The organism is Chenggangzhangella methanolivorans (assembly GCF_042648545.1).
GTDB lineage: Bacteria > Pseudomonadota > Alphaproteobacteria > Rhizobiales > Methylopilaceae > Methylopila > Methylopila methanolivorans.
The window spans coordinates 339,408-360,895 of the sequence record NZ_JBHRXS010000004.1; the positions used below are offsets into that span (position 1 = coordinate 339,408).

At 69.3% G+C, this 21,488-nt stretch carries 26 protein-coding genes; 16 read left to right on the forward strand and 10 right to left on the reverse strand.

The window, feature by feature from the left end:
- The first annotated feature begins 5 nt into the window (after positions 1-5).
- Positions 6-341: a DUF1491 family protein gene (locus ACFOWB_RS06925; RefSeq protein ID WP_261404015.1), complete on the forward strand. Its 336-nt coding sequence runs from the start codon at positions 6-8 to the stop codon at positions 339-341.
- A 149-nt stretch (positions 342-490) separates the two neighbouring features.
- Here the strand turns inward: ACFOWB_RS06925 and ACFOWB_RS06930 are convergent, their stop codons facing one another.
- The gene (locus ACFOWB_RS06930) at positions 491-1,615 is read right to left on the reverse strand and encodes a DUF2336 domain-containing protein (RefSeq protein WP_261404014.1); all 1,125 of its coding nucleotides are present in this window, start codon (positions 1,613-1,615) and stop codon (positions 491-493) included.
- 323 nt (positions 1,616-1,938) lie between these two features.
- On the opposite strand from ACFOWB_RS06930, the gene ACFOWB_RS06935 reads away from it, so the two are divergent.
- Positions 1,939-2,133 carry a hypothetical protein gene (locus ACFOWB_RS06935; RefSeq protein ID WP_261404013.1) on the forward strand — a complete coding sequence of 65 codons (195 nt, stop codon included), beginning with the start codon at positions 1,939-1,941 and terminating at the stop codon, positions 2,131-2,133.
- On the forward strand, positions 2,130-2,849 hold the full coding sequence (locus tag ACFOWB_RS06940; RefSeq protein ID WP_261404012.1) for a hypothetical protein: 720 nt from the start codon (positions 2,130-2,132) through the stop codon (positions 2,847-2,849). The genes ACFOWB_RS06935 and ACFOWB_RS06940 overlap by 4 nt, the downstream gene beginning before the upstream one ends.
- On the opposite strand, the gene ACFOWB_RS06945 is transcribed toward ACFOWB_RS06940, so the two are convergent.
- From ACFOWB_RS06945 to ACFOWB_RS06955, 3 genes are read right to left on the reverse strand one after another with little or no spacing between them, the layout of a single operon-like run.
- Positions 2,839-3,402 carry a DUF1254 domain-containing protein gene (locus tag ACFOWB_RS06945; RefSeq protein ID WP_261404011.1) on the reverse strand — a complete coding sequence of 188 codons (564 nt, stop codon included), beginning with the start codon at positions 3,400-3,402 and terminating at the stop codon, positions 2,839-2,841. The two genes, ACFOWB_RS06940 and ACFOWB_RS06945, sit on opposite strands and share 11 nt — an antisense overlap.
- Positions 3,393-3,971, reverse strand: a complete 579-nt coding sequence (locus ACFOWB_RS06950) for a DUF1214 domain-containing protein (protein WP_261404010.1) — start codon at positions 3,969-3,971, stop codon at positions 3,393-3,395. Before ACFOWB_RS06950 ends, ACFOWB_RS06945 begins: the two co-directional genes overlap by 10 nt.
- A 7-nt stretch (positions 3,972-3,978) precedes the next feature.
- On the reverse strand, positions 3,979-6,135 hold the full coding sequence (locus tag ACFOWB_RS06955) for a transglycosylase domain-containing protein (protein ID WP_261404009.1): 2,157 nt from the start codon (positions 6,133-6,135) through the stop codon (positions 3,979-3,981).
- 105 nt (positions 6,136-6,240) lie between these two features.
- Between ACFOWB_RS06955 and ACFOWB_RS06960 the strand changes: the two genes are divergently transcribed.
- The 5 genes from ACFOWB_RS06960 to ACFOWB_RS06980 all read left to right on the forward strand — a co-directional run bounded on the left by ACFOWB_RS06960 (position 6,241) and on the right by ACFOWB_RS06980 (position 11,264).
- Complete coding sequence (locus tag ACFOWB_RS06960; RefSeq protein ID WP_261404008.1) at positions 6,241-6,759, forward strand: YcgN family cysteine cluster protein; 519 nt, start codon at positions 6,241-6,243, stop codon at positions 6,757-6,759.
- Positions 6,760-6,948: 189 nt separating this feature from the next.
- Positions 6,949-9,318: a bifunctional diguanylate cyclase/phosphodiesterase gene (locus tag ACFOWB_RS06965; RefSeq protein WP_378146441.1), complete on the forward strand. Its 2,370-nt coding sequence runs from the start codon at positions 6,949-6,951 to the stop codon at positions 9,316-9,318.
- A gap of 8 nt (positions 9,319-9,326) precedes the next feature.
- The gene (locus ACFOWB_RS06970) at positions 9,327-9,824 is read left to right on the forward strand and encodes a BLUF domain-containing protein (RefSeq protein WP_261405634.1); all 498 of its coding nucleotides are present in this window, start codon (positions 9,327-9,329) and stop codon (positions 9,822-9,824) included.
- Between the two features lie 31 nt (positions 9,825-9,855).
- On the forward strand, positions 9,856-10,197 hold the full coding sequence (locus ACFOWB_RS06975; RefSeq protein WP_261404006.1) for a hypothetical protein: 342 nt from the start codon (positions 9,856-9,858) through the stop codon (positions 10,195-10,197).
- 137 nt (positions 10,198-10,334) lie between these two features.
- Complete coding sequence (locus ACFOWB_RS06980) at positions 10,335-11,264, forward strand: glutaminase (protein ID WP_261404005.1); 930 nt, start codon at positions 10,335-10,337, stop codon at positions 11,262-11,264.
- A 125-nt stretch (positions 11,265-11,389) separates the two neighbouring features.
- Here ACFOWB_RS06980 and ACFOWB_RS06985 read toward each other — a convergent pair whose 3' ends face one another.
- Together ACFOWB_RS06985 and ACFOWB_RS06990 are read right to left on the reverse strand one after the other, a co-directional pair.
- Positions 11,390-11,596 (reverse strand): DUF2735 domain-containing protein, encoded by a 207-nt coding sequence (locus ACFOWB_RS06985; protein ID WP_261404004.1) that lies wholly within the window; start codon positions 11,594-11,596, stop codon positions 11,390-11,392.
- A gap of 15 nt (positions 11,597-11,611) precedes the next feature.
- Entirely contained in the window at positions 11,612-11,923 is a 312-nt protein-coding gene (locus ACFOWB_RS06990) for a hypothetical protein (protein ID WP_261404003.1), read from the reverse strand.
- Positions 11,924-12,111: 188 nt separating this feature from the next.
- Between ACFOWB_RS06990 and ACFOWB_RS06995 the strand changes: the two genes are divergently transcribed.
- Positions 12,112-13,149: a glutamine synthetase beta-grasp domain-containing protein gene (locus ACFOWB_RS06995; protein ID WP_261404002.1), complete on the forward strand. Its 1,038-nt coding sequence runs from the start codon at positions 12,112-12,114 to the stop codon at positions 13,147-13,149.
- 104 nt (positions 13,150-13,253) lie between these two features.
- Positions 13,254-13,676, forward strand: a complete 423-nt coding sequence (locus tag ACFOWB_RS07000; protein WP_378146446.1) for a DUF2147 domain-containing protein — start codon at positions 13,254-13,256, stop codon at positions 13,674-13,676.
- Positions 13,677-13,710: 34 nt separating this feature from the next.
- On the opposite strand, the gene ACFOWB_RS07005 is transcribed toward ACFOWB_RS07000, so the two are convergent.
- The 3 genes from ACFOWB_RS07005 to ACFOWB_RS07015 form a co-directional block, all read right to left on the reverse strand.
- Positions 13,711-14,856 carry a serine hydrolase domain-containing protein gene (locus tag ACFOWB_RS07005; protein ID WP_261404000.1) on the reverse strand — a complete coding sequence of 382 codons (1,146 nt, stop codon included), beginning with the start codon at positions 14,854-14,856 and terminating at the stop codon, positions 13,711-13,713.
- Positions 14,857-14,984: 128 nt separating this feature from the next.
- The gene (locus tag ACFOWB_RS07010) at positions 14,985-15,143 is read right to left on the reverse strand and encodes a DUF3309 domain-containing protein (protein ID WP_261405633.1); all 159 of its coding nucleotides are present in this window, start codon (positions 15,141-15,143) and stop codon (positions 14,985-14,987) included.
- 99 nt (positions 15,144-15,242) lie between these two features.
- The gene (locus tag ACFOWB_RS07015; protein ID WP_261403999.1) at positions 15,243-15,419 is read right to left on the reverse strand and encodes a hypothetical protein; all 177 of its coding nucleotides are present in this window, start codon (positions 15,417-15,419) and stop codon (positions 15,243-15,245) included.
- Between the two features lie 341 nt (positions 15,420-15,760).
- Here ACFOWB_RS07015 and ACFOWB_RS07020 point away from each other — a divergent pair, with 341 nt between their 5' ends.
- Positions 15,761-16,039, forward strand: a complete 279-nt coding sequence (locus tag ACFOWB_RS07020) for a hypothetical protein (protein ID WP_261403998.1) — start codon at positions 15,761-15,763, stop codon at positions 16,037-16,039.
- A 143-nt stretch (positions 16,040-16,182) separates the two neighbouring features.
- The gene (locus tag ACFOWB_RS07025) at positions 16,183-16,965 is read left to right on the forward strand and encodes an SDR family NAD(P)-dependent oxidoreductase (protein ID WP_261403997.1); all 783 of its coding nucleotides are present in this window, start codon (positions 16,183-16,185) and stop codon (positions 16,963-16,965) included.
- On the opposite strand, the gene ACFOWB_RS07030 is transcribed toward ACFOWB_RS07025, so the two are convergent.
- Entirely contained in the window at positions 16,962-17,354 is a 393-nt protein-coding gene (locus ACFOWB_RS07030) for a DUF4345 domain-containing protein (RefSeq protein WP_261403996.1), read from the reverse strand. The genes ACFOWB_RS07025 and ACFOWB_RS07030 overlap by 4 nt on opposite strands.
- An 18-nt stretch (positions 17,355-17,372) precedes the next feature.
- Between ACFOWB_RS07030 and ACFOWB_RS07035 the strand changes: the two genes are divergently transcribed.
- The 4 genes from ACFOWB_RS07035 (at position 17,373) to ACFOWB_RS07050 (ending at position 21,477) form a co-directional block, all read left to right on the forward strand.
- Positions 17,373-18,620 carry a flavin monoamine oxidase family protein gene (locus tag ACFOWB_RS07035; protein ID WP_261403995.1) on the forward strand — a complete coding sequence of 416 codons (1,248 nt, stop codon included), beginning with the start codon at positions 17,373-17,375 and terminating at the stop codon, positions 18,618-18,620.
- Positions 18,621-18,741: 121 nt separating this feature from the next.
- Positions 18,742-19,425, forward strand: coding sequence for a hypothetical protein (locus ACFOWB_RS07040; protein ID WP_261403994.1), 684 nt, complete (start codon positions 18,742-18,744; stop codon positions 19,423-19,425).
- Positions 19,426-19,833: 408 nt separating this feature from the next.
- Positions 19,834-20,808, forward strand: coding sequence for a tripartite tricarboxylate transporter substrate-binding protein (locus tag ACFOWB_RS07045; protein ID WP_261403993.1), 975 nt, complete (start codon positions 19,834-19,836; stop codon positions 20,806-20,808).
- Between the two features lie 102 nt (positions 20,809-20,910).
- The gene (locus ACFOWB_RS07050; protein ID WP_378146451.1) at positions 20,911-21,477 is read left to right on the forward strand and encodes a tripartite tricarboxylate transporter TctB family protein; all 567 of its coding nucleotides are present in this window, start codon (positions 20,911-20,913) and stop codon (positions 21,475-21,477) included.
- The last annotated feature ends 11 nt before the right edge of the window (positions 21,478-21,488 follow it).

Here is a 21,488-nt window from a genome sequence, read left to right on the forward strand (position 1 = left end):
GCGCCATGAGCGCGCGCCTCACCTCCGATTTCTGGGTCTCGGCCTATGTCCGCCGCTGCCAGCTCGCCGGCGCCTATGCGCTGGTGCGCCGGCGCGGCTCGCCGGAGGCCGGCGCCATCTTCATCGTGGTCGACCGGCTGGACCGGACCAACGATCTCTACGGCCCCGCGATCCAGAGCGAGGCCGAGGACGTGCGCGGCCGCGCGTTCGAGCGGCTCGCCGAGGGGCTGGACGGCCTTGCGGTCGAGGAGCGGCTCCAGCGCGAAATGCGCTTCGACCCGGATCTGTGGATCGTCGTCGTCGAGGACCGGCAGGGCCGGGCCCATCTCGAGGAAACGTGAGCGTTTCGCCGAGCGGGGCGTTTGGCTCGAGTCTTTTGCGCGGGAGCCGCCGCCCGTCATCCCGGGCTTGACCCGGGATCCATGACTGTCGCTCGACCGATGTGGTCATGGATCCCGGCGCGTCGGCCGGAATGACGGCGGCGTTTGGATCAGCCGCGCTGGCGCTGATCCGCGCCGCGCGCCGAAGGGCGGCGCTGGCTCGCGGGCCGGGCCGCGCCCGCCCGCTCCATCACGCCGCTCTGTTCGAACAGCGGCTCGTGGCGCGGCGCGGCGGAGGCGCGGTCGGCCTCTCCGGTCAGCGCCGCGAGAATGTCGTGCGCGACGGCGCGGGACGTGGTCTCGGCGAGCTCGACGAGGTCGAAGACGCGCACGACCGAAGGTGCGATCTCCGGCTGGGCGATCAGCAGGGCGCGGGTGACGAGGTCGGGCTCGACGCCGATGGAGCGCAGCATCAGCACGAAGGGCTCGCCGCTCGGCTCGGTCGCAAGACGCGCCGCGTCGTCGGGGCGAAGGCGCAGCGCCTCGGCGAGCACCTCGGCGATGAGATGGCCTTTTCCTTCCGAGACCGCGGCCTCGGCGATGGCGGCCTCGACCGGCTCCGCGTTGCGCGAGGCCCGCGCGGGCAGGGGACGCGCCGGCCGGGCCGCGAGGGCCTCGCGGATCTCCGCGCGGCGCGTCGGTCCGGCGTGAAGGTAGAGCGCGGCGAGCGCTCCGGCGTCGAGGTCCTCGCGCCGCAGCAGCGCGGCGGCGAGCGCCGGCGCGCCGCGGGCGCGCTCGACGAGGCTCGCGAGCGGGCCAGACCCGAGCCGCGCCGCAAGGTTCGCGGCGAGCGTCTCGAGCACGAGCTCGTCCCTGTTGTGGGCGAGCAGGCGGATGAGGTCGGCGTCGAGGTCGCGCCGGGAGGCGACCGCCGCGGCCTCGACCGGGCCGCCGTCCATGACGCGGGCGAGCAGCACGTGGCGCGGCGCGTCGGGAAAGCGCGCGAGGATCGGCGCGGACACTGCGGCCTCGTCGGCGATCAGGCGCTCGATGACGGCGGCCGGCGCGCGGTGGTCGTCGGCGAGCTTGCGCGCCACCGCGGCGCGGGCCTCGACGCTCACGACGTCGAGAAGCCCCAGGACGAGCTCCTCGTAGCGCGCGGTCTCCTCGGCCGAATGATCGGCCTTCTGGACGAAGAGATCCGTCAGGACGCGGATCAGGATCGGCCGCGTGTCGAGGCCGTCCCGCCGCGAAAGGCGCTCCAGAGTTTCGAGAGGAAGAATGTCGTCGCTCATCAAGCGTCCGTTGAGAAGGCGCCGGCTGGATGCGATCACGCCCGCGCGCGCCTTCGGGCCATGAGACTGTTAGGTCCGGATGGTTATCGGGAGGTTAATCCCCGGACCGGACGAGGGTTCCGAAGCGCGTCGGCGCGGTATCGGACGGATGCCGGAGACGCCTATGTGGCGCAATCGCAACAGCAAGCGCCATCACAAGTTGCATGGGGCGACGCTTACTCCTCGTTAACCATTTGGACCCAAGAGTTAACGGCAGACAAGGCCCGCAGCCGGGCTCTTCCGCCGGGCCACATGACCTCCAGCCCCCTTTTGGGGAGGACACCATGGGCCTCGTGCTCGCCTTCCAGAACGCGCCGCGCCGGGCCTCCGCCCGTCCGGCGGTCAAGCGCCCCGCGGAACCCGCAAAGAGCGCCGACATCCTGTTCTTCACCGGCGTTCGTTACGAACGCTACGGCGACGCCTCCGACGCCTCGGCCCAGCCGAGCGCCCGGCAGGACGCGCCGACCCAGGGATCGTGAGGCTCGGCGCGGTCCTTCTCGCGCCGCTCGCGCTCGCAGCCTGCGCCGAGACGGGCGACTTCGGCCGCCCGAAGCCCAACGTCCTCAACGACGCGGTCTATCCTGCCATGGGCGCGGCTCTCGCCTATCAGCGCGACGAGCCGGTCTCCGCCTATCGGCTGACCGACAACGAACGCGAGATGCGCGACTTCGGCTGGGGCATCGTGATGCCGCCGCTCGAGGGCCAGCGGCGCGACCGCATCCTGACCGAGCTGCGCCGCACCCGCATCCTCCCGGCCGACCGGGCGCGCCTCGACCGCGCCTCTTACGTCCGCACGCTGATCGCGACCGACTACCGGTCCTCGCGGGCGCGCTACGCCAAGCTCAAGGACGACGTCGTCAACGACACGCTCCGCGTCGAGCCGTTCTTCGCCGCGGCCTCGCGCGTGGCGCGCGACGACCGGGCGCGGGCGAGAGCGCTCGCCGACGTTCCTGAGGTGACGCCCGCCGAGCGCGAGAACGCGACGGCGCGGATCGACGAGAACGGGATGATGATCGCCTGGGCGCGCGAGAGCCTCGACGAGCGCCTCGACAGCTACCGTTACGCGCTCGACCGGCTGATGCTGGAGACGCCCGATCCTTATTCGAACGAGGTCGCAAGCGCGATCGACGCTTTCGCGGCCGTGCTCGCGAGCCTTCGGCCGCTCGGGCCTGCGCGCGGGATCTTCAAGAGCTAGGCGCGACTTTCGCGCAGGTCGCCTTGGCGGCGAGGTCGCGCAGCGCCGGCCGCGCGCTTTCGCCCGGCGCGAACAGCCGCACCAGGATGAAGCCGGTTTCGGTCGGCGAGACGATCTTGAGCTTCGGGCGGCTCTCCTCGCTCGGCTCCTCCTGCTCCGCCGCCGCGACGTCGTCCTTGGCCAGGATGGTGATCTCGACGCGGCCCCCGGTCGCGGCCCGGTCGGTCAGCGCGTAGAAGGGCTGGCCGGCGCGGGCGTGGACCGAGATCGCCCCGTAGGTCGAGGGCAGGGGAGCCGTGACGGCGACCGGCCCGCTCGACAGGTCGTAGCGGCAGGCCGCGGTGACGAAGGCCGGATCTCGGAACGGTAGCAGGTCGGCGGCGTCGCCCTCGTCGGCGAGCGTGACGAAGGCGCCTTCGGGCCCGAGCGCCGCGATCCGCTCCAGCGGCCCCTGGGTCGCGTAGCGCGGCACGCCGAGCAGCGAGCCGATATGGACGAGCCCAGCGAGAACCAGCCCGACGACGACCACATAGGCGACGCGCATCAGCGGCATGCGCCCCTCCGGATCGAGAGGAGGGCGGAGGGGTTGGCGCGCTCGAGCGGCGTGCCGAGCACGGTTTCGTAGAGCGACAGGCGCAGCGTGAAGCGGCCCTCGCCCTCGAGCTGCGCCCACGCGCCCGGCCGCGCGCGTCGCGACAGGGCGATCTTGAGCGGTTGTCCCACGATGCGCACGTCCGTCGCGCTGGTCAGCGCGAGGTTCTTGGCGCCGTTGGAGAAGCGGCGTCCGTCCGGCGTGAAGGCCGCGAGCGTCCAGAGGCGGCCGGACGGCAATTCGCCCTCGAGCTCGTAGTCGCAAGCCGCGTCGAGCGGGCGGCCGTCGTCATCCATCGTCGCGGTGAAGGCGAGCCCGTCGCCATAGGACAGCGGAGCCTCGCCGCTGCGCGCCACCTTGGCGATCTCGTACGGATCGGCCCCAATGGTGCCGGCGTCGGGATCGGCGCGCCAGGCCCCGATGGTGAGGCCCGCGACCGGCAGGCCGTTGGCGACCGTCCACCAGGTCGCCGCGAGACCGAGCGTCGCCGCGAGGCCCAGGGCAGCGAGCGTTCCAAGGATCAGCCGCATCGCGCCCTCAGCGCGCCGCGACGGCGGGCGCCGCCGAGGCGGGGGCGAGCGTCGCGCCGCGCTCCGGCGCGGTCCGGCCTGCGGCCGTGACGTCCGAGACGATGTCGTCGAGCACCCGCGCGGCGTTCTCCGTGAGGTTGCGGGAGCGTTGCGGCCCGGCGTCGTCGGCCGGCGCCTGAGCCGCCGCCTGCGCCGCGGCGGGCGGGGCCGGCAGGCCGTAGATCGGCTTCGGCGGCAGGCCCTGATGGGCGAACTGCATGATCTCCTTGAAGGTCATGGCCGGAAGCGATCCGCCGGTCATCTCCTTGGTCATCGTGAAGTCGTCATTGCCGAACCAGACGCCGCCCACGAGCGAGCCGGTGAAGCCCACGAACCAGGCGTCGCGATAGGATTGCGAGGTGCCGGTCTTGCCGCAGACCTGCAGCCCGTCGAGCCGGGCCCTGCCGCCGGTGCCGGCCTCCGTCACCGCGTGCATGATCTTGGCCATGTCCGCGACGACGTAAGGGGCGAGCACCTGGGCCGCCGGCTTGATGTCGCGGTCATGCCTCCAGAGCAGGTCTCCCTTGGCGTCGGTGACCTCGATCGCGGCGTAGGCGGTCGACTTGCGCCCGCCGTTCGCGATCGTGGCGTAGGCGGTGGTGTGGTCGAGCACCGAGATCTCCTCGACGCCGAGCGCGAAGGCGCGGCCGACGTCGAGCTTCGAGCGGATGCCCATGGCGTGGGCGAGGTTGATGACGTTCTTCTGCCCGACCGCGAGCGCGAGCCGCACCGGGATCGTGTTGATCGACTTGGCGTAGGCGGTGGTGAGCTGCACCCGGCCCGCGAAGCGGCGGCCGTAGTTCCGCGGGCACCAGTTGCCGACGCAGATCGCGGCGTCCGAGACCACCGTGTCGGGCTGGTATTTTCCGGAGGCGAAGGCGGCCGCGTAGACGTAGGTCTTGAACGACGATCCGGGCTGGCGATAGGCGTCGACCGCGCGGTTGAACTGGCTCTGGCCGTAGTCGCGCCCGCCCACCATCGCCCGCACGGCGCCGTCCGGCTCCATGATGACGGCGGCGGCCTGGTCGACGTCGTACTGATCGCCGTACTGGCGCAGCATCTGCTCGACCGAAGCCTCCGCGTGCTGCTGGACCGCGATGTCGAGCGGAGTGCGCACCCGCAGCACCCGCTGGCCGGCGAAGGAGCCGTCCTTGGCCATCTGCTGGACCTGGTTGAAGGCCCAGTCGAGGTAATAGTCGGGGCTGATCGTCTGCTGGACGGGCTTGGGCGTCGCGGGGTTGAAGCGCGCGACCTGCACCTGGCCCTCGGTCATGAGGCCGGAGTTCACAAGGTTGTCGAGCACGACGTTGGCGCGCGCGCGGGCGGCCGCGAGGTTGATGTGCGGCGCGAACTTGGTCGGCGCCTTGAAGAGGCCCGCGAGCATCGCGCTCTCGGCGAGCGTCACCTCGCGGGCGGACTTGCCGAAATAATAGTTCGCGGCCGCGTCCACGCCGAAGGCGCCGCCGCCCATATAGGCGCGGTCGAGATAGAGCTTGAGGATCTCGTCCTTGGTGAGGTGATGCTCGAGCCAGAGCGCGAGGAACGCTTCCTTGATCTTGCGCTCGATGGTGCGCTCGTTGGTCAGGAAGATGTTCTTGGCGAGCTGCTGGCTGATCGAGGAGCCGCCCTGCCGCACGCCGTTCGCGCGCGCGTTCTCGACGATGGCGCGCAGCGTGCCGGGAATGTCGATGCCGAAATGCTGGTAGAAGCGACGGTCCTCGGTCGCAAGCGCCGCCATGATGAGATGGGGCGGATATTCGCTCAACGGGATGCCGTCGTTCTGCATCACCCCGCGCTTGCCGATCTCGACGCCGTGGCGGTCAAGGAAAGTGACGGAGATGTCGCCGCGGGTCAGCCAGTCGTCGCCGGTCTCGCGGAACGCCGGCGTCGCGAGCGCGGTTACAAGCACGACGCCGGCCGCGCCGAGGGTGAGGCCCTCGCCGAGGATCTCGGCGGTCCAGCGCCGCCAGCCGCGGACGCGGAACCAGTCGAAGGCCGCGCAGACGGCGTCCCACTTGCGGGTCGCCGACGGCAGCATCGACCAGACCGTGTCGTCGAGCCAGGAGTCGATCGCGAGCAGGCGACGCTTCAGCACGGCTCGCTTCTTGCCCTCGAACCCGAACACCGAAAACGCCCTTCCTTCACGCCCGACCAAGCACTTGACCCGATCCGCGCCGCCGCGCAAGAGCCATGCCGTCCCCCTGCGGGACGCGTCCGAGACATGCGATCGATGGCCGAAGCCAAGACCTTACAGCCGCAGCCTTTCTGGCGCGTGAAGCGCCTCGGCGAGATGACGTCCGCCGAATGGGAGAGCCTGTGCGACGGCTGCGGCCGCTGCTGCCTGCTGAAGCTTCAGGACGAAGAGACCGAGCGCGTGGCGTATGTGGACGTCGCCTGCCGGCTGCTCGACCATGAGGCCTGCCGCTGCAAGGACTACCCCAACCGGGCCGCCCATGTTCCGGACTGCGTGCGGCTGACGCCCGAGGCGGTCGAGGAAATCGGTTGGCTGCCGGTGACTTGCGCCTACAGGCTCATCGACGAAGGCAAGGATCTGCCCTGGTGGCATCCGCTCGTCTCGGGCCGCGCCGAGACGGTGCACGAGGCCGGCGTGTCGGTGCGCGGCCGCATCTTCGCCAGCGAGACGGATGTCGGCGTCGACGAGCTGGAGGACAGGATCGTCGGATGGCCGGGCAAATGGCCGAAGGCCGCCAGAAGCGCGCCGAAACCGCGCCAGGCCCGCAAGAGGTAGCCCAAGACCATAAATCGGGATCATCCCGGACTTTGCATAATCGCACTGCGTGCGCCCGGCGCGCAGGGGCGTTCTCCAAGTTGAATTTTGCGCGATCGGTCCGTGATTTAACGCTGTGATAAGCTGCGTTCGCAGATGGCTTTGCGGTGGGAACGTCTCATTCCCGAACGCAAACCCGAGCGCCCCAGAATGCAGGCCGTCTTCAGCTGCGTCACAGAGAGCCACGACCTGATCCTGGTCGCGCTCGCAGCGTTCATCTGCGCGCTCGGCATTTTCGCAGCCTTCGGGCTCGCCAGGGAGGCGGCGCGCGCGGAAGGGGGAGGGCGCATCAAGGCGCTCTGGAGCCTCGGCGCCGCCGCCTCGCTCGCCTCTGCGATCTGGGCCACGCACTTCATCGCCATGCTCGCCTACCAGCCCGGCATGGCGGTCTCGTTCGAGATTCCGCTGACCGCGCTTTCTTATGTCGTCGCGATCGCGCCTGTCGGCGCCGGCGGCGCCGTTCTGGCCGTCGCCCGGGGAACGGCGGCGCGGCTGTCCGGCGGCGCGATCCTGGGCCTTGCGATTTCGGCCATGCACTACACCGGCATGGCGGCCTATCGCGTCCAGGGCGTCATCGAGTGGGATCACGGCATGGTCGCCATGTCGACCGTGCTCGGCGTCCTGTTTTCGGTCGCCGCTGTGCTCGTCGCCTATCGTCCGGGCCGCCTCGCGGCGGCGGCGGCCCCGACGCTGATGGTGCTGGCCGTGTGCGCCACGCATTTCGTCGGCATGACCGCGGCCGTCCCCCGGTTCGATCCCGCCGTCGCGCCGCCCGCCGACTTCGGGAACGTCACGACGCTCGTCACGCTCGTGGCCAACGTCGCGCTCGTCATCGTGGCGTTCTCGCTCGCGGCCGTATGGGTGTCGTTCCGGGACCGCCTCAAGCTCGCGGCGGAGGAGAAGCGCCTGCGCGATCTCGCGGACATCGCGGTCGAGGGGCTGCTGATCTGCGACGGCGAAAGGATCGTGGGCGCCAACAGCAGCATCGAAAGCCTCGCGGGCTGCGCGCGCGCCGATCTCGTCGGCCGCGCGCTCGAGGACGTCGTCTCCGGCCTCAAGGTCCGGGACGTCTCGATGCAGCACGAGGCCGAAGCGCGCATCGACGCGGCGGGCGGCGGGATCCCGGTGCGCGTCATCGCCCAGGAGATTTCGCTCGGCGGCCGCAAGCACGTCGTCGTCGCCGTCCGCGACCAGCGCGAGCGTCTGCGCACCGAGGCCGAGATGGTGCGTCTGGCCTATCAGGACGCGCTGACCGGCCTCGCCAATCGCGCGAGCTTCGCCAAGCACCATGACGAGCTCGAGGCGAGCCGGGTGGAGACGCGCGCCTATGCGCTCTTCACCGTCGATCTCGACCGCTTCAAGGAGGTCAACGACACGCTCGGCCACGCCGTCGGCGACGAGCTGCTGCGGCGCGTCGCCGGCCGCCTCAAGAGCGCGGTGCGCGGCGTCGACGCGGTCGCCCGGCTCGGCGGCGACGAGTTTTCGGCGCTCGCGCCGGGCGTCTCGGATCCGAGATCGGCGAGCGCCATCGCGGAACGCATCATCGACCTCTGCGCGCGGCCCTATCTCATCGACGGCAAGATCGTCGAAGTTTCGGCGAGCGTCGGCGTCGCCTTTTCGCCGGCCGACGGCGACAGCGCGGCGGAGGTCGCCCGCGCCGCCGATCTCGCGCTCTACGACGCCAAGCAGAGGGGCGGCGACGGCTTCCGCCTGTTCGAGACCGAGATGAACGAACGCGCGCTGTCGCGCCGCTCGATGGAGATCGACCTTCGCCGCGCGCTCGGCCGCAACGAGTTCAGCGTGTCGTACCAGCCGCAGGTCGACCCCCGCACCGGCGAACCGCATGGGGCCGAGGCGCTCATCCGCTGGCGCCATCCCATCCGCGGCATGGTCCCGCCGGTCGAGTTCATTCCGCTCGCCGAAGAGCTCGGCCTGATCAACGAGATCGGCGAGTGGGTGCTGCGCACCGCCTGCCGGGACGCCGCCAGCTGGCAGGGCGATCTCGCCATCGCCGTCAACCTCTCGCCGGTCCAGCTACGCGACCCGCGCCTGCCGGCGATCGTGGCCGACGCGCTCGCAGAGTCCGGACTTCCGGCCCGCCGGCTCGAGCTTGAGGTGACCGAGACCGCGCTGATCCAGGACGAGGAAGCCTCGTTCGCCGCGCTCACCGCGCTCCGCAATCTCGGCGTGCGGCTCGCGATGGACGATTTCGGAACCGGCTACTCTTCGCTCAGCCACCTCCGGCGCTTTCCCTTCGACAAGATCAAGATCGACCGGTCCTTCCTCAGCCAGCTTCCGGGCGACGCCGACAGCGCCTCGATCGTGCAGGCGGTGATCGGGCTCGCCGGGCGGCTCGGAATGCAAGTCACGGCCGAGGGCGTCGAGACCGAAGGCCAGCGCGCCTTCGTCGCGCGCGAAGGCTGCGGCCTCGTCCAGGGCTACCTCACCGGACGGCCGGCGCCGATCGACGAGATCGCTCCGATGCTCGACAGGTCGCGGCCGACCGCCGCGGTCGCATGAGGTCCGACATGATCGTCCATCGCCTCGTCTATCGCAGCGACGTCGCCATCTCGGTCGGCGACGACGCCTCGGGCGGCCTCGCCCAGATCCTTGACCGCGCCCGCGCCGCAAACCAGCGGGCGGACCTCACGGGCGCGCTTATGGTGGCGTCGAACACCTTCGTCCAGGCGCTTGAAGGACCGCTTCCCGCGCTCGAGCAGACGTTCGAGCGGATCTGCAGGGACTTCCGCCACCGCCGCGTGCGGCTGCTTGAGTTCGTCGAGGCGGAGGACCGGGTCTTCGGCGAATGGCCGCTGGGCTTCGTCAGGCCGGGCGCCGAGATCGCCGGGCTCTGCTCGCCGCTCGACGCAGGCGCGATGCGGCTCGGCCCCGACGCGTCGACGAGCGGGCTCGCGCAGATGATGCGCGCGCTGCTCGTGACCAACGCCCAAACTTTCGACGCGGCCGCCGCCCCGGAAGCGCCTCGACTGCGCCAAAAGCCCGCCACGAAGGGCGCGGCATCCTGACGGCGAGGGTCGCGTAACGGGGTCTCACATCATGCGTATCAGCCTTGCCGCCTTGTCGTTTCTCGCCGTCGCGGCCGCGCCGGCGGCCGCCTTCGCCGCCGACTATCCGGAAGACGACTACTCCTACCGCGAACGCGGCTCCTACGAGCGCTCCTACGACCGGCGCGCCGACTACGACGAGCCCGAGCTCGAGGAGCGCGTGGTCGTCCGCCGCCCGGCGCCCGTGCGGCGCGTCTATGTCGAGACGCCTGCGCCGGTGGTCTATGTCGGTCCCGGCTTCTACGGCCCGCGCCGCTTCTACGGTCCGCGTCGCGTTTATGGTCCGCGCGCCTATTACGGTCCGCGCGCCCGCTGGGCGCACCGCCGCTGGTGACCGCTGAGGGCGTCGTTCGCCCGGCGCCTTGAATTTGTCCTCCCGCCCGGCCGCGCTTGACGCTAAAGCGCCTCGGGCGAGGGGACATGCGCGCCGGCCGAGGCGCTTCGTCCCGGTTTTACGGGAACGGAGCGCAGATGCCGGATCTGAACACGGTCGTGGCCGAGATCGCCGCGGAGATGCTGGCGCGGCCCGACCGCGGCGACGTCGCGACCTATATTCCTGAACTCGCCCGGGTCGACCCGAAGCATTTCGGCATCGCGGTGATCGACGCGCAGGGCGAGATCGCGGCCGCCGGCGACGCCGAGACGCCGTTCTCGATCCAGAGCGTGTCGAAGGTTTTCACGCTGACGTTGGCCCTCGGCAAGGTCGGCGACCGGTTGTGGCGGCGCGTCGGGCGCGAGCCCTCGGGCAGTCCCTTCAATTCGATCGTCCAGCTCGAGCGCGAGGAGGGCGTGCCGCGCAACCCCTTCATCAACGCCGGCGCGATCGCGGTCACGGACGTCATCCTGTCGGGCCACAAGCCGCGCGAGGCGCTCGGCGAGATCCTGCGCTTCATGCAGTTTCTGGCCGACGACGAGACGATCTCGATCGACAAGGCGGTGGCGGAGTCGGAGGCGCGCACCGGCTTCCGGAACGCCGCGCTCGCCAATTACATGAAGTCGTTCGGCGTGATCGAGAACCCGGTCGACTACACGCTCGGCGTCTACTTCCACCACTGCGCGATCACGATGACCTGCCGGCAGCTCGCCATGGCGGGCCGCTTCCTCGCCCATCGGGGCAAGAACCCGACGACCGGGCATTCGGTGGTGACGCCGGAGCGGGCGCGCCGCATCAACGCGGTGATGCTGACCTGCGGGCATTACGACGGCTCGGGCGACTTCGCCTATCGGGTCGGCCTGCCGGGGAAGAGCGGGGTCGGAGGAGGGATCTTCGCGGTCGCGCCGGGCAAGGCCTCGATCGCGGTGTGGGCTCCGGGGCTCGACGCCGCGGGCAACTCCCATCTCGGCCGCATCGCGCTCGAGACGCTGGCCAAGCGCATGGGCTGGTCGATCTTCGGGGCGTGACGCCTGGCGGGACGCCCGCCTGCGCAAAGAAAAAGGGCCGCCAGCTTAACGCTTGCGGCCCTTGTCGTCGTCCGGTTCCCGCCTTGCGGCTACAGGCCCCGGCGCGTTTGTCGGCTGATGCGGCATCAGTGCTTGCCGGCAGGCTGCGCGTCCGCCACCGCCTCGGCGTGGTACCAGCTGTCGATGTCGACGGCGGCGACCGCATAGATGGGCTTGGACACGCGCAGTTGCGCGATTTCGGCCGTGCGGCCGGGAAGCGGCGCGGCGCCCGAGCGGGTCCGCGGACGGAAGTCGAGGATCTTGGCCGATCCTCGGATCGGATCAGGGGTCATGCGATGCGTTCTCCTTCAGACAGCGCCGACCTTGAGCCGGCTCGCATCGTGAAGATAGCAACGACTGCGCATTTTTTGTACTGAGTGCCTCATCAAAAAGCAGCTTTTGGCGCAAGTATCAGCAAAGAGCTTGGCGCCCCATTTCGAAGCAAGGGTTTCACGCTCAGTTTTTGTGCATGAGTTTGCGCGCGCCACGTGGGCGGCGTGGCCGGAGCGACCATGACGGTCGTCAGGCCGGTCCGCGACGGCCTTGGTCCGGCCCGGCGCCATAGCGTGATTAAAGCGCTGCGAACGTTGCGGGATGAGGCCATAGCGGCGCAGCCGCATGTCTCTCCCCGAGCGGGCCCCGGTTCCGAGAGGCGACGCGCGCCAACCCGACGCAGCCCGCATTCCCCGCCATTGGCACGGTTGATGCTTTCATTCGGGCGTTCGTCCGCCGCCCGCGCGCGCCGCGGCGCGTCGGACGTCGACCGTTTCTCAACCCCTCGCGTGATCGCGCTTCTGAGAGGTTCGCAATGACGAAGTATAAGCTCGAGTATCTCTGGCTCGACGGCTACTCGCCGGTCCAGGGCCTCCGCGGCAAGACCCAGATCAAGGAATTCGCGGAGTATCCCACGCTCGAGCAGCTGCCGCTGTGGGGCTTCGACGGCTCGTCCACGATGCAGGCCGAAGGTTCGAACTCCGACTGCGTGCTGAAGCCGGTCCGCCACTTCTTCGACGCCACCCGCGAGAACGGCATCCTGGTGATGTGCGAAGTGATGATGCCGGACGGCGTCACCCCGCACCCGACCAACGCCCGCGCCACCATCCTCGACGACGACGGCGCCTGGTTCGGCTTCGAGCAGGAATACTTCTTCTACAAGGACGGCCGCCCGCTCGGCTTCCCGACCACCGGCTACCCGGCCCCGCAGGGCCCGTACTATTGCGGCGTCGGCTATGCGGCGTCCGGCTCGGTCGCCCGCAAGATCGTCGAGGAGCACCTCAACCTCTGCCTCGCCGCCGGCATCAACCACGAGGGCATCAACGCGGAAGTCGCGAAGGGCCAGTGGGAGTTCCAGATCTTCGGCAAGGGCTCCAAGAAGGCCGCCGACGAGATGTGGGTCGCGCGCTACATCCTGCAGCGCCTCTGCGAGTCCTATGAGATCGACATCGAGTACCACTGCAAGCCGCTCGGCGACACCGACTGGAACGGCTCGGGCATGCACGCCAACTTCTCGACCGAGCACCTGCGCACGGTCGGCGGCAAGGAGTACTTCGAAGCGCTGATGGCCGCCTTCGAGAAGAACCTGATGGACCACATCGCCGTCTACGGCCCGGACAACGACAAGCGTCTGACCGGCAAGCACGAGACCGCCCCGTGGAACAAGTTCTCCTACGGCGTGGCCGACCGCGGCGCCTCGATCCGCGTGCCGCACTCGTTCGTCAAGAACGACTACAAGGGCTATCTCGAGGATCGCCGCCCGAACTCGCAGGGCGACCCCTATGCGATCGCCTCGCAGATCCTGAAGACGATCTCCGAGGTCCCGGCCCAGAAAGCCGCCGCCGCGGCCTGATCTGACCCGTCTTATCCTCCCTCGACGACTTGAGAGCCGGCCTTTGGGCCGGCTCTTTTCTTTTGCGCGTTGCGGCGCGCGGCGCCGCGCCTATGTGCCGGATGATGAAGACACGCTCGCTCGTCGCCGCGCTCGCTCTCTTGTCGTCGAGTCCGGCGCTCGCCGCTCCCGTGCCCTCGGGGCTCTGGAGCCTTTCGAACGGCAAGGCGCAGATCCGCATCGCGGATTGCGGCGGATCGCTCTGCGCGACGCTCACGGGGTTGCGCAAGCCGAACGCCAAGGACGGCCGGCCGAAGCGCGACAAATACAATCCGGATCCGGCGCTGCGGGACCGGCCGGTGATCGGCCTCGCCCTCGTCAGCGGCATGCGCTTCGACGGCGACGTCTGGACGGGCCGTTTCTACAATCCCGACGACGGCCGCACCTATGCCGGCCGGATCTTTGCCGACGGGCCGAACCGGCTGCGGCTCAAGGGTTGCGTCGTCGGCCTGCTGTGCAAGACGCAGTCGCTCACGCGCCTCGATTGAGACGGCGGAGGCGAGGCGCCCGCCGCCTGCGCGGTCAGCGCTGGCGGGCGCGGTCGATCTCGATGTCCTCGACGCCCCGGTCGGAGCCGTTCGCCTCAGACGCAGGGGCCGCCGCGGAAGGCGCCGCCGGCTTCGTCGAGAAGCGCGCCGGATAGGCCGCCGCCCACATGACGTTGTCGAGGTCGCCGATCGCCGCGCTCGGCGGCTGCGGCGCATAGTTCGCGACGTAGCGCAGGTTCTGGAACATCACCACGAAATAGGCGCCGTAGTTCACGTTCCGCTCGGGGATCGAGGCGGCGCTCCAGCGCCAAGCGCCGGAGTGCCAGAAATTGTAGGTCACGCCGTCGCGGCTGATGCGCTGATACGTGCCGATCGAATAGAAGGCCCCGCCCTCCAGGCCGACCTGCGGCCAGGAGCTCGGCGGCGACTTCAACAGCTTGCTGCCCGGGCGGAAGTGATCGAGGAATTTGGCGTAGTCGACGGCCGAGATGTTCCAGCCGCCCCAGGACGCCATGATCCGCCAGTTCGGATCGAAGCCCGCCTTCTTCACGCCGGCCGGCGTCAGCACGAGTTTCGAGCAGGCCTTCTCGTAGCTCTTGCCCGTCACGGACTCGATCACGAGACCGAGCGCAGCGTAGTTGGCGTTGTTGTAGACGTAGGTCTTCGCTCCGAGGGGCCGGTTGAGCGCCATGGCGGTCACCGACGTCAGGTCCGGCTTCTTGAAGTCGAGAGCCGCGAACTCGGCCGTGCCCTGCGTGGGGTCGTAGGTGAGACCGGCGGCGTGGTTCAGCAACTGGCCGACCGTGATGGACTTCGCTGCGGGATCGGCCGGCGGGCGCTTCTTGAAATAGGCTTTCAGGAGCTTGCCGAGATTGGCGCCGTAGGAAAGCTTCTTGCTCTCGACGAGTTCGGCGACGCAGACGCCTGTGATCGCTTTCGAGAGGCTCGCCACGGGACGTGGGGCTTTCGGATCGCCGTCCCCGACTTTCGCAAGGCCCACGACGTCGTCGTCGCGCATGACCGCGAAACTCGCGTTCTGGACGCCCCATTGGGCCGCCCAGGACTTGAACGCCGCCTTCATCCGTCCGCCCTGCGCGTCCTTCTTCGGGGCGGGTTCCTGAGCCGAGGCCCCGATGCTCGAGGCCAACAGGACGGCCAGTGCCGCGGCGACGCGAACCATTTGAGCTCCCAAGAGAATCCGGTCGGCGGACCGATGTTCGTCGAGAGCTCACTATTAATTGGGGCGGCGACCCCGCGGACAGTCGGGAAGACTACGTATGCGTCCGCGGGGCCAGCTGTTTCGGGCGATCAGAGATGCCCGAGAAGCGCGAGAATGATCAGCACGATCACGATCACGCCCAGGATCCCGCTTGGCCCGTAGCCGTAGCCGCGCGAATGCGGCCAGACCGGCACGACGCCGATGAGGATCAGGATCAGGATGATCAGCAGTATCGTGGACATGGAAATGCTCCGGAAGGCCCGGCGATCGCTGTCGCCGGGACCGTCATCGCCCTCCCGGAAGCAACCTTCGGACGGCGATGACGGTTCCGTGACGCATCGCGTTCGTCAGGAGCGGCGCTGTTTTTCGCAGCCGAGGTCGTCGGCCGCGCGCAGGCTCGCCAGGAGCTTTTCGATCTCCGTGGACGACGTCGGCTGACGGTCGACGTCGAGTTTCTCGCGCAGCATGCGGCCAAGCCGCTCCTGCGTGTGCCGATCGAGGACCGGCTCGGCCTCGCGGATCATGCGCGGCCCTCCCTTCGTTTGTGTCTTGAAGCCGCGTCGTCGACGCGGGTCGCCCGAGGGTCTCATCTGCGGGTCACGTATCGACGAACGGTCCTCGACTCCGCCAAGTTCCAAACCGGGACGAGATTATTTAGATTGTCCACAAGTCTAAATTTTCTGCGGAACCCGCCATGACATTGCGCGTTCTGACTGGCGAGGGCGAACTACATGGAAGCGCGCACGAGGCCTGAAGGTTCGTCGCGCTCCGTAACGCGGCCGTCCAAGACGAATTGACGAGATCGGCGAGCCGCCGCGATGCGGCGGGTCGCGTCATGTCCGGCGGGCGCGCGGAGGATGCACAGATGACGACCAATGACACCCGCGGCCTGATGGCCACCGTCCGTCGCGCCGGTCCTGTGGCGCTGCTCGCCGCTTGTCTGGCCGCCGGTCCGGCGCTTGCGCAGACCACCGTGGTGACGACCGACCGCGACCGCACCGAGAGCACGGACGTGAAGGTCAAGGAAAAGAAGAACGGCGACGTGGTCATCAAGTCGAAGGAGAAGGACTCCGGCGACATGGTGAAATCGAAGACCACGATCGACGACGACGGCGACGTGAAGACCAAGACCACGATCCGCTGATCAGGTGGATTCCGGCAGTCCGAGGCCCGCGCGAGACCCCCTCGCGCGGGCCTTTTCGCATGGCTGCGCCGCAAGGCTCGCTTTCCGTCGCGTCAGGCGCTAGGTCCCGCTCTTCTCTTCGAGAAGCCGCGGAGCTGACGCCGATGACCACCACCCCGCTCGATCCCAAAACCCTGACGGTTCTCGTCACCGGAGCGACGTCCGGCTTCGGCGAGGCGATCGCGCGTCGCTTCATCGGCGCCGGCGCCAAGGTGGTCGGAACCGGGCGACGGGTCGAGCGGCTCGAGAAGCTCAAGTCCGAGCTGGGCGACGCCTTCCATTTCGCCGAGCACGACGTGCGCGACTACGAGGCCACGGTGAAGCTCTTCGAGAGCCTTCCCGAGCCCTTCGCGGGCGTCAACGTCGTGGCGGCGAACGCCGGCCTCGCGCTCGGCCTGCTGCCGGGCGACCAGGTCGCGATCGACGACTGGCACACGATGATCGACACCAACGTCACCGGCTTCGTGAACACGGTTCGCGCCGCGCTGCCGGGCATGGTCGCGCGCGGGCAGGGCCACGTCTTCGGACTGGGGTCGGTCGCCGGCGACTATCCCTATCCGGGCGGCAACACCTATGGCGGCACCAAGGCCTTCGTGAAGCAGTTCTGCCTCGCGCTGCGCGCCGACATGCTCGGCAAGAACATTCGCGTCACCAACATCGAGCCCGGCATGGTGGAGACCGAGTTCTCGCTGGTCCGCTTCAAGGGCGCCGAGGACAAGGCCTCGAGCGTCTACGAGAACATGCGCGGCATGACGGCCGACGACGTCGCCGAGACGATCTTCTGGTGCGCGACGTTGCCGGCCCACGTGAACATCAACCGCCTGCAGGTGATGCCGACCGACCAGGCGTTCTCGCCCTTCGCGGTCCATCGCGGCAAGGCGGGCTAAGGCGCGTTTCGGGCGAGCCGCGCTTGCCAGAGGCAGATCGCCGGCGTGACCACGAGCTCCATCACGAGGGCGAGCCGCATCGCGAGGTCCGGCTCGCCGGCCAGAAGCCCGAACGCCCGGGCGAGGCCGCCCAGGACGACCACCGCGCCGAGCAGCCGGTAGCGGGCGCCATGAACTTCCGGACGCCCGAGCGTCGCCCAGAAGGCGAGCCCAATGCCGAGCAGCAGGCCCGAAAGGTAGCGCGCATGGCTGTCGAGCGAGAGATCGAAGGGGTCGGGCGCGGCGGCGAAGACGGCCGCGCCGCCGAGCGCGCCCGCAAGCCCCGCGCCGACGGGCACGAGACCCGCGAGCGCGACGACGATGCGGAACGCGGTCTTCTCCGAAACCATGGGCCGAGGTCATAGCCGATGCCGGTCGACGAGGTCGACGTCGTCGTGGTCGGGGCCGGCGCCGCCGGGATCGCGGCCGGTCGGCGGATCGCGGCCGCGGGCCTGACCCTTCAGGTCCTCGAGGCTCGCGCGCGACTGGGCGGGCGCGGCTTCACCCGCGTCGATCCGCTCGCCGGGCCGCTCGACCTCGGCTGCGGCTGGCTGCATTCGGCGGACCGGAACCCCTGGGTCGAGGTCATCGAGCAAGAGGGCGGCGAGGTCGTCCGCGGTCCGACGCCGTGGACGCGGCCGATGATGGAGGCCGGATTTCCGGCGGCCGATCAGGCGGCCTACCGCGCCGACGCCGCGGCGCTGCGCGAGCGGCTCGCGCTCTGGGCCGCCCGGCGGGACGGCGCGGACCTCCCGGTTTCCGATTTCCTTGATCCCGCGTCGCGCTGGAACGGGCTGATGGGCGCGACGTCCACCTATGTCAGCGGCGCCGAGCCTGAGCGCGTTTCGGCCGACGACCTCAACGCCTATCGCGACACCGGCGAGAACTGGCGCGTCGCCGGCGGCTACGGCGCCGCGATCGCCGCGCATGGCGCGGGGCTGCCGGTGGCTTTCGGCGCGCCTGCGACGCGGATCGATCACTCGGGGCGCCTCGTCAGGGTCGAGACGCCCGCTGGCGCGGTCTCGGCGCGGGCCGTCATCGTTTGCGTCCCGAGCGCGCTGATCGCGGCCGGCGCGATCGCGTTCGCGCCGGACCTTCCCGACAAGCGCGACGCGGCCGCGGGCCTGCCGCTCGGGCTTGCGGACAAGCTCTATTTCCGGCTCGACCGGCCGGACGGCTTTGAGCCCGAAAGCCGCGTCTTCGGCCGCACCGACCGGGCGGCGACCGCCGCCTATCATTTCCGCCCGCTCGGCCGGCCTGTCGTCGAGGCCTATTTCGGCGGCGCCTGCGCGGCCGAACTCGAGCGAGGCGGCGAAGCGGCTTTCGTGGACTTCGCCTTCGCCGAACTCACTCGCCTGTTCGGCGCCGGGGTCACGAAGCGGCTCAAGCCGCTGCCGATGCATTTGTGGGCGTCCGACCCATTCGCCCGAGGGTCCTACTCATACGCGGTTCCCGGCCGGGCCGGCGACCGGGCGAGGCTGGCGGCGCCCGTCGACGAACGGCTGTTCTTCGCCGGCGAGGCCTGCTCGGAGCGCGACTTCTCGACCGCGCACGGCGCCTACCGAACGGGGGACGCCGCTGCGGCTGCGGTGGTGGATCGGCTTAAGGTCGCCTGATGATCACGGGAACGTGATCTTAAGCCCCGCGTCGCTACGTGGTTCTACGACTACCGCTTCGGTTTTCCGGAACGATCGTTCCGCCCATGGCCGCCAGTCTGCGGCCTGTGGGGAACGTGACATGAAGACGATGCTGACCTGCGCCGCCGTCGCGGCGCTTCTCGCGACTGTCGGACCCGCCTCCGCGCAGTCTCCCGCTCCGGCGTCCTACAAGGCGACCCGCGATTTCTCGTACAACAATCCAGGCGGCGTCTGGTCCTACGGCTACGGCACGGCCGGCGACAAGGCCAGCTTCGTGCGGTACCCGGCCGGGCTGATCTCGGCCGCCAACGGACTGCTCGACAGCTTCTACGACGGCGAGTCCTCGGTGTCGGTGAACGCGACCGGAGCCGTGGCGCTGCACGATCCCGGCTCGAGCAAGGTCGTCATCCCGACCGACGCGCTGGTGATGCATCCGCGCTTGGACGGCCAGGAGACCATGGTGGTGTTCACCGCGCCCGCGCACAGCTTCTACAGGATGGAAGGCTTCTTCGAGATCCTCGACAACGCGCCGACCAGCGTCGCGCCGCGCATCGTCATCGGCACGAAGGACCAGACCCGGAAGGCGTTCGGCGAGAAGCAGACCGTCGTGTTGAGCGGCGCCGCGGACCCCGCCGCGCTGAAGCCGGGCGAAAAGAAGTCCTTCAGCTTCACCCGCGAGCTCTCGAAGAACCAGCGCGTGCAGTTCGCCCTCAATCCGAACGGCCACTGGCGGTTCGACTCGACCGGCTTCGACGTGACGATCACGCCGGTCGCCTCGAAGTGACCTGACGGGCGGCGCGGGGAGGGGCCGGCGTCGCCTTCGTCCCGCGCTCCGCCGCGGAGCGGTTTTCCACATTCGGCTTCGAACGTTCCGCGGCGACGCGCCCGACGCGGCTGAGGCCCGCGCCGGGAACAGGCGATTTAAGAGTCGCAAGCGATCACATTGGTCGGGCGACCAAATCGATCGTCGGCCGCTCGCTCTTCTGTGACTGGTCAGGGCCGTAAGTAGTTGTCCTTATAGCGACGAATTGGGATTTTCGCCTGTTGCGCTCGTGCTTTTGATGAAACATAAGCGACGAAAGGCCAGCGGCGTCTAAGCCGCGGCCGCGTGTTTGGACCGGCGGAAAGTCAATACCGCCAAAGAACGATGCGGTTCACCGCCTCGCCGGTCGGCGTCAGGGAGAAGACGAGAATGCTGAAGTCGTTCGCCGCAGCCGCGGCTATGTTCGTGGCTCTCGGGGTAGGAGCGGCTCACAGCGCCGACTATCCCAATCGCACCATCACCGTCGTCGTGCCGTTCGCGGCCGGCGGCCCGACCGATACGGTCACGCGCCTCATCGCCGAGTCGATGGGCAAGGATCTCGGCCAGCAGCTCATCGTCGAGAACGTCGGCGGCGCCGGCGGCACTCTCGGCGCAGGCCGCGTCGCCAAGGCCGACGCCGACGGCTACACGCTGCTGCTGCATCACATCGGCATCTCGACGAGCGCGACGCTCTACCGGAAGCTCCCCTACGACACGCTGAACGCCTTCGACTATGTCGGCCTCGTCACCGAAGTGCCCATGACGATCGTGGCCCGTTCGGACTTCGAGCCGACGGATCTCAAGAGCCTCGTCGACTACCTGAAAGCCAACAAGGACAAGGTGACCTACGCCAACGCCGGCGTCGGCGCCGCGAGCCATCTCTGCGGCATGCTGTTCATGCAGAAGATCGAGACGCCGCTCGTCACCGTTCCCTACAAGGGCACCGGCCCGGTCATGACCGACCTCGTCGGCAAGCAGGTCGACCTCACCTGCGACCAGACCACCAACACGACGAACCAGATCAAGACCGGCAAGATCAAGGCTTACGCCACGACCACCAAGGAGCGCGTGCCGGCGCTGCCCGACGTGCCCACCGCGACCGAAGGCGGCCTGGCGGGCTTCGAGGTCGGCATCTGGCACGGCCTCTACGCGCCGAAGGGCACCTCGCCCGAGATCCTGAAGAAGCTCACCGCCTCGCTCCAGAAGGCGCTGAAGGATCCGAACGTGGTGAAGCGCTTCGCCGATCTCGGCACCACCCCGTCGCCGGAAGCCGACGCGACGCCGGAGGCGCTCAAGGCCAAGCTCAGCTCCGAGGTGGAGCGCTGGGCGCCGGTGATCAAAGCCGCCGGCGTCTACGCCGACTGACGACCCGCGAGGGCCCGCAGGAGATCCTCTCCGGCGGGCCTTCCTGTTTTGGCGTCCGCGCGGGGAGAGCCCGCGCGTCGACCCTTCGGGACCCGGATCTCCATGCAAGTCAACACACGCGACGCCGCCGCGGGCGGCATCTTCATCGCGATCGCAGCGCTGTTCGCGCTCGGCACGATGGAGCTCACGATCGGCTCGGCCCTGCGGATGGGCCCGGGCTTCTTTCCGCTCCTGCTCGCCGCCGTGCTCGGCGCGCTCGGGCTGATCATCCTCATCAAGGCGGTCGGCAAGGCGCCGTCGCCCATGACCGGCGTGCCGTGGCGAGGCGCGATCCTGATCCTCGCGGCGCCGATCGTGTTCGGCCTGACGGTGCGCTGGTTCGGCCTCGCTCCGTCGGTCGCGCTCGTCGTTCTGATCTCGGCCTTCGCCAGCCAGCGCTCGACGATCAAGCTCGCGATCATCCTGACGGTCCTGCTCACCTTCTTCTGCGTGATCGTGTTCCAGCGGATGCTGGGCCTGCCGACGCCCGTCTTCGCAGGGCCCTTCGACGCCCTGAACCCTTATTTCGACGCGCTGATGTCGCCCTTCGCCGGCCTCGGCACAGCCATCGCGGGCGCGCTCGGCGCGGTCGTGCACTGGTTCCGCGACCTTTTCGGCATCGGCGCCTGAGCGAGGAGACA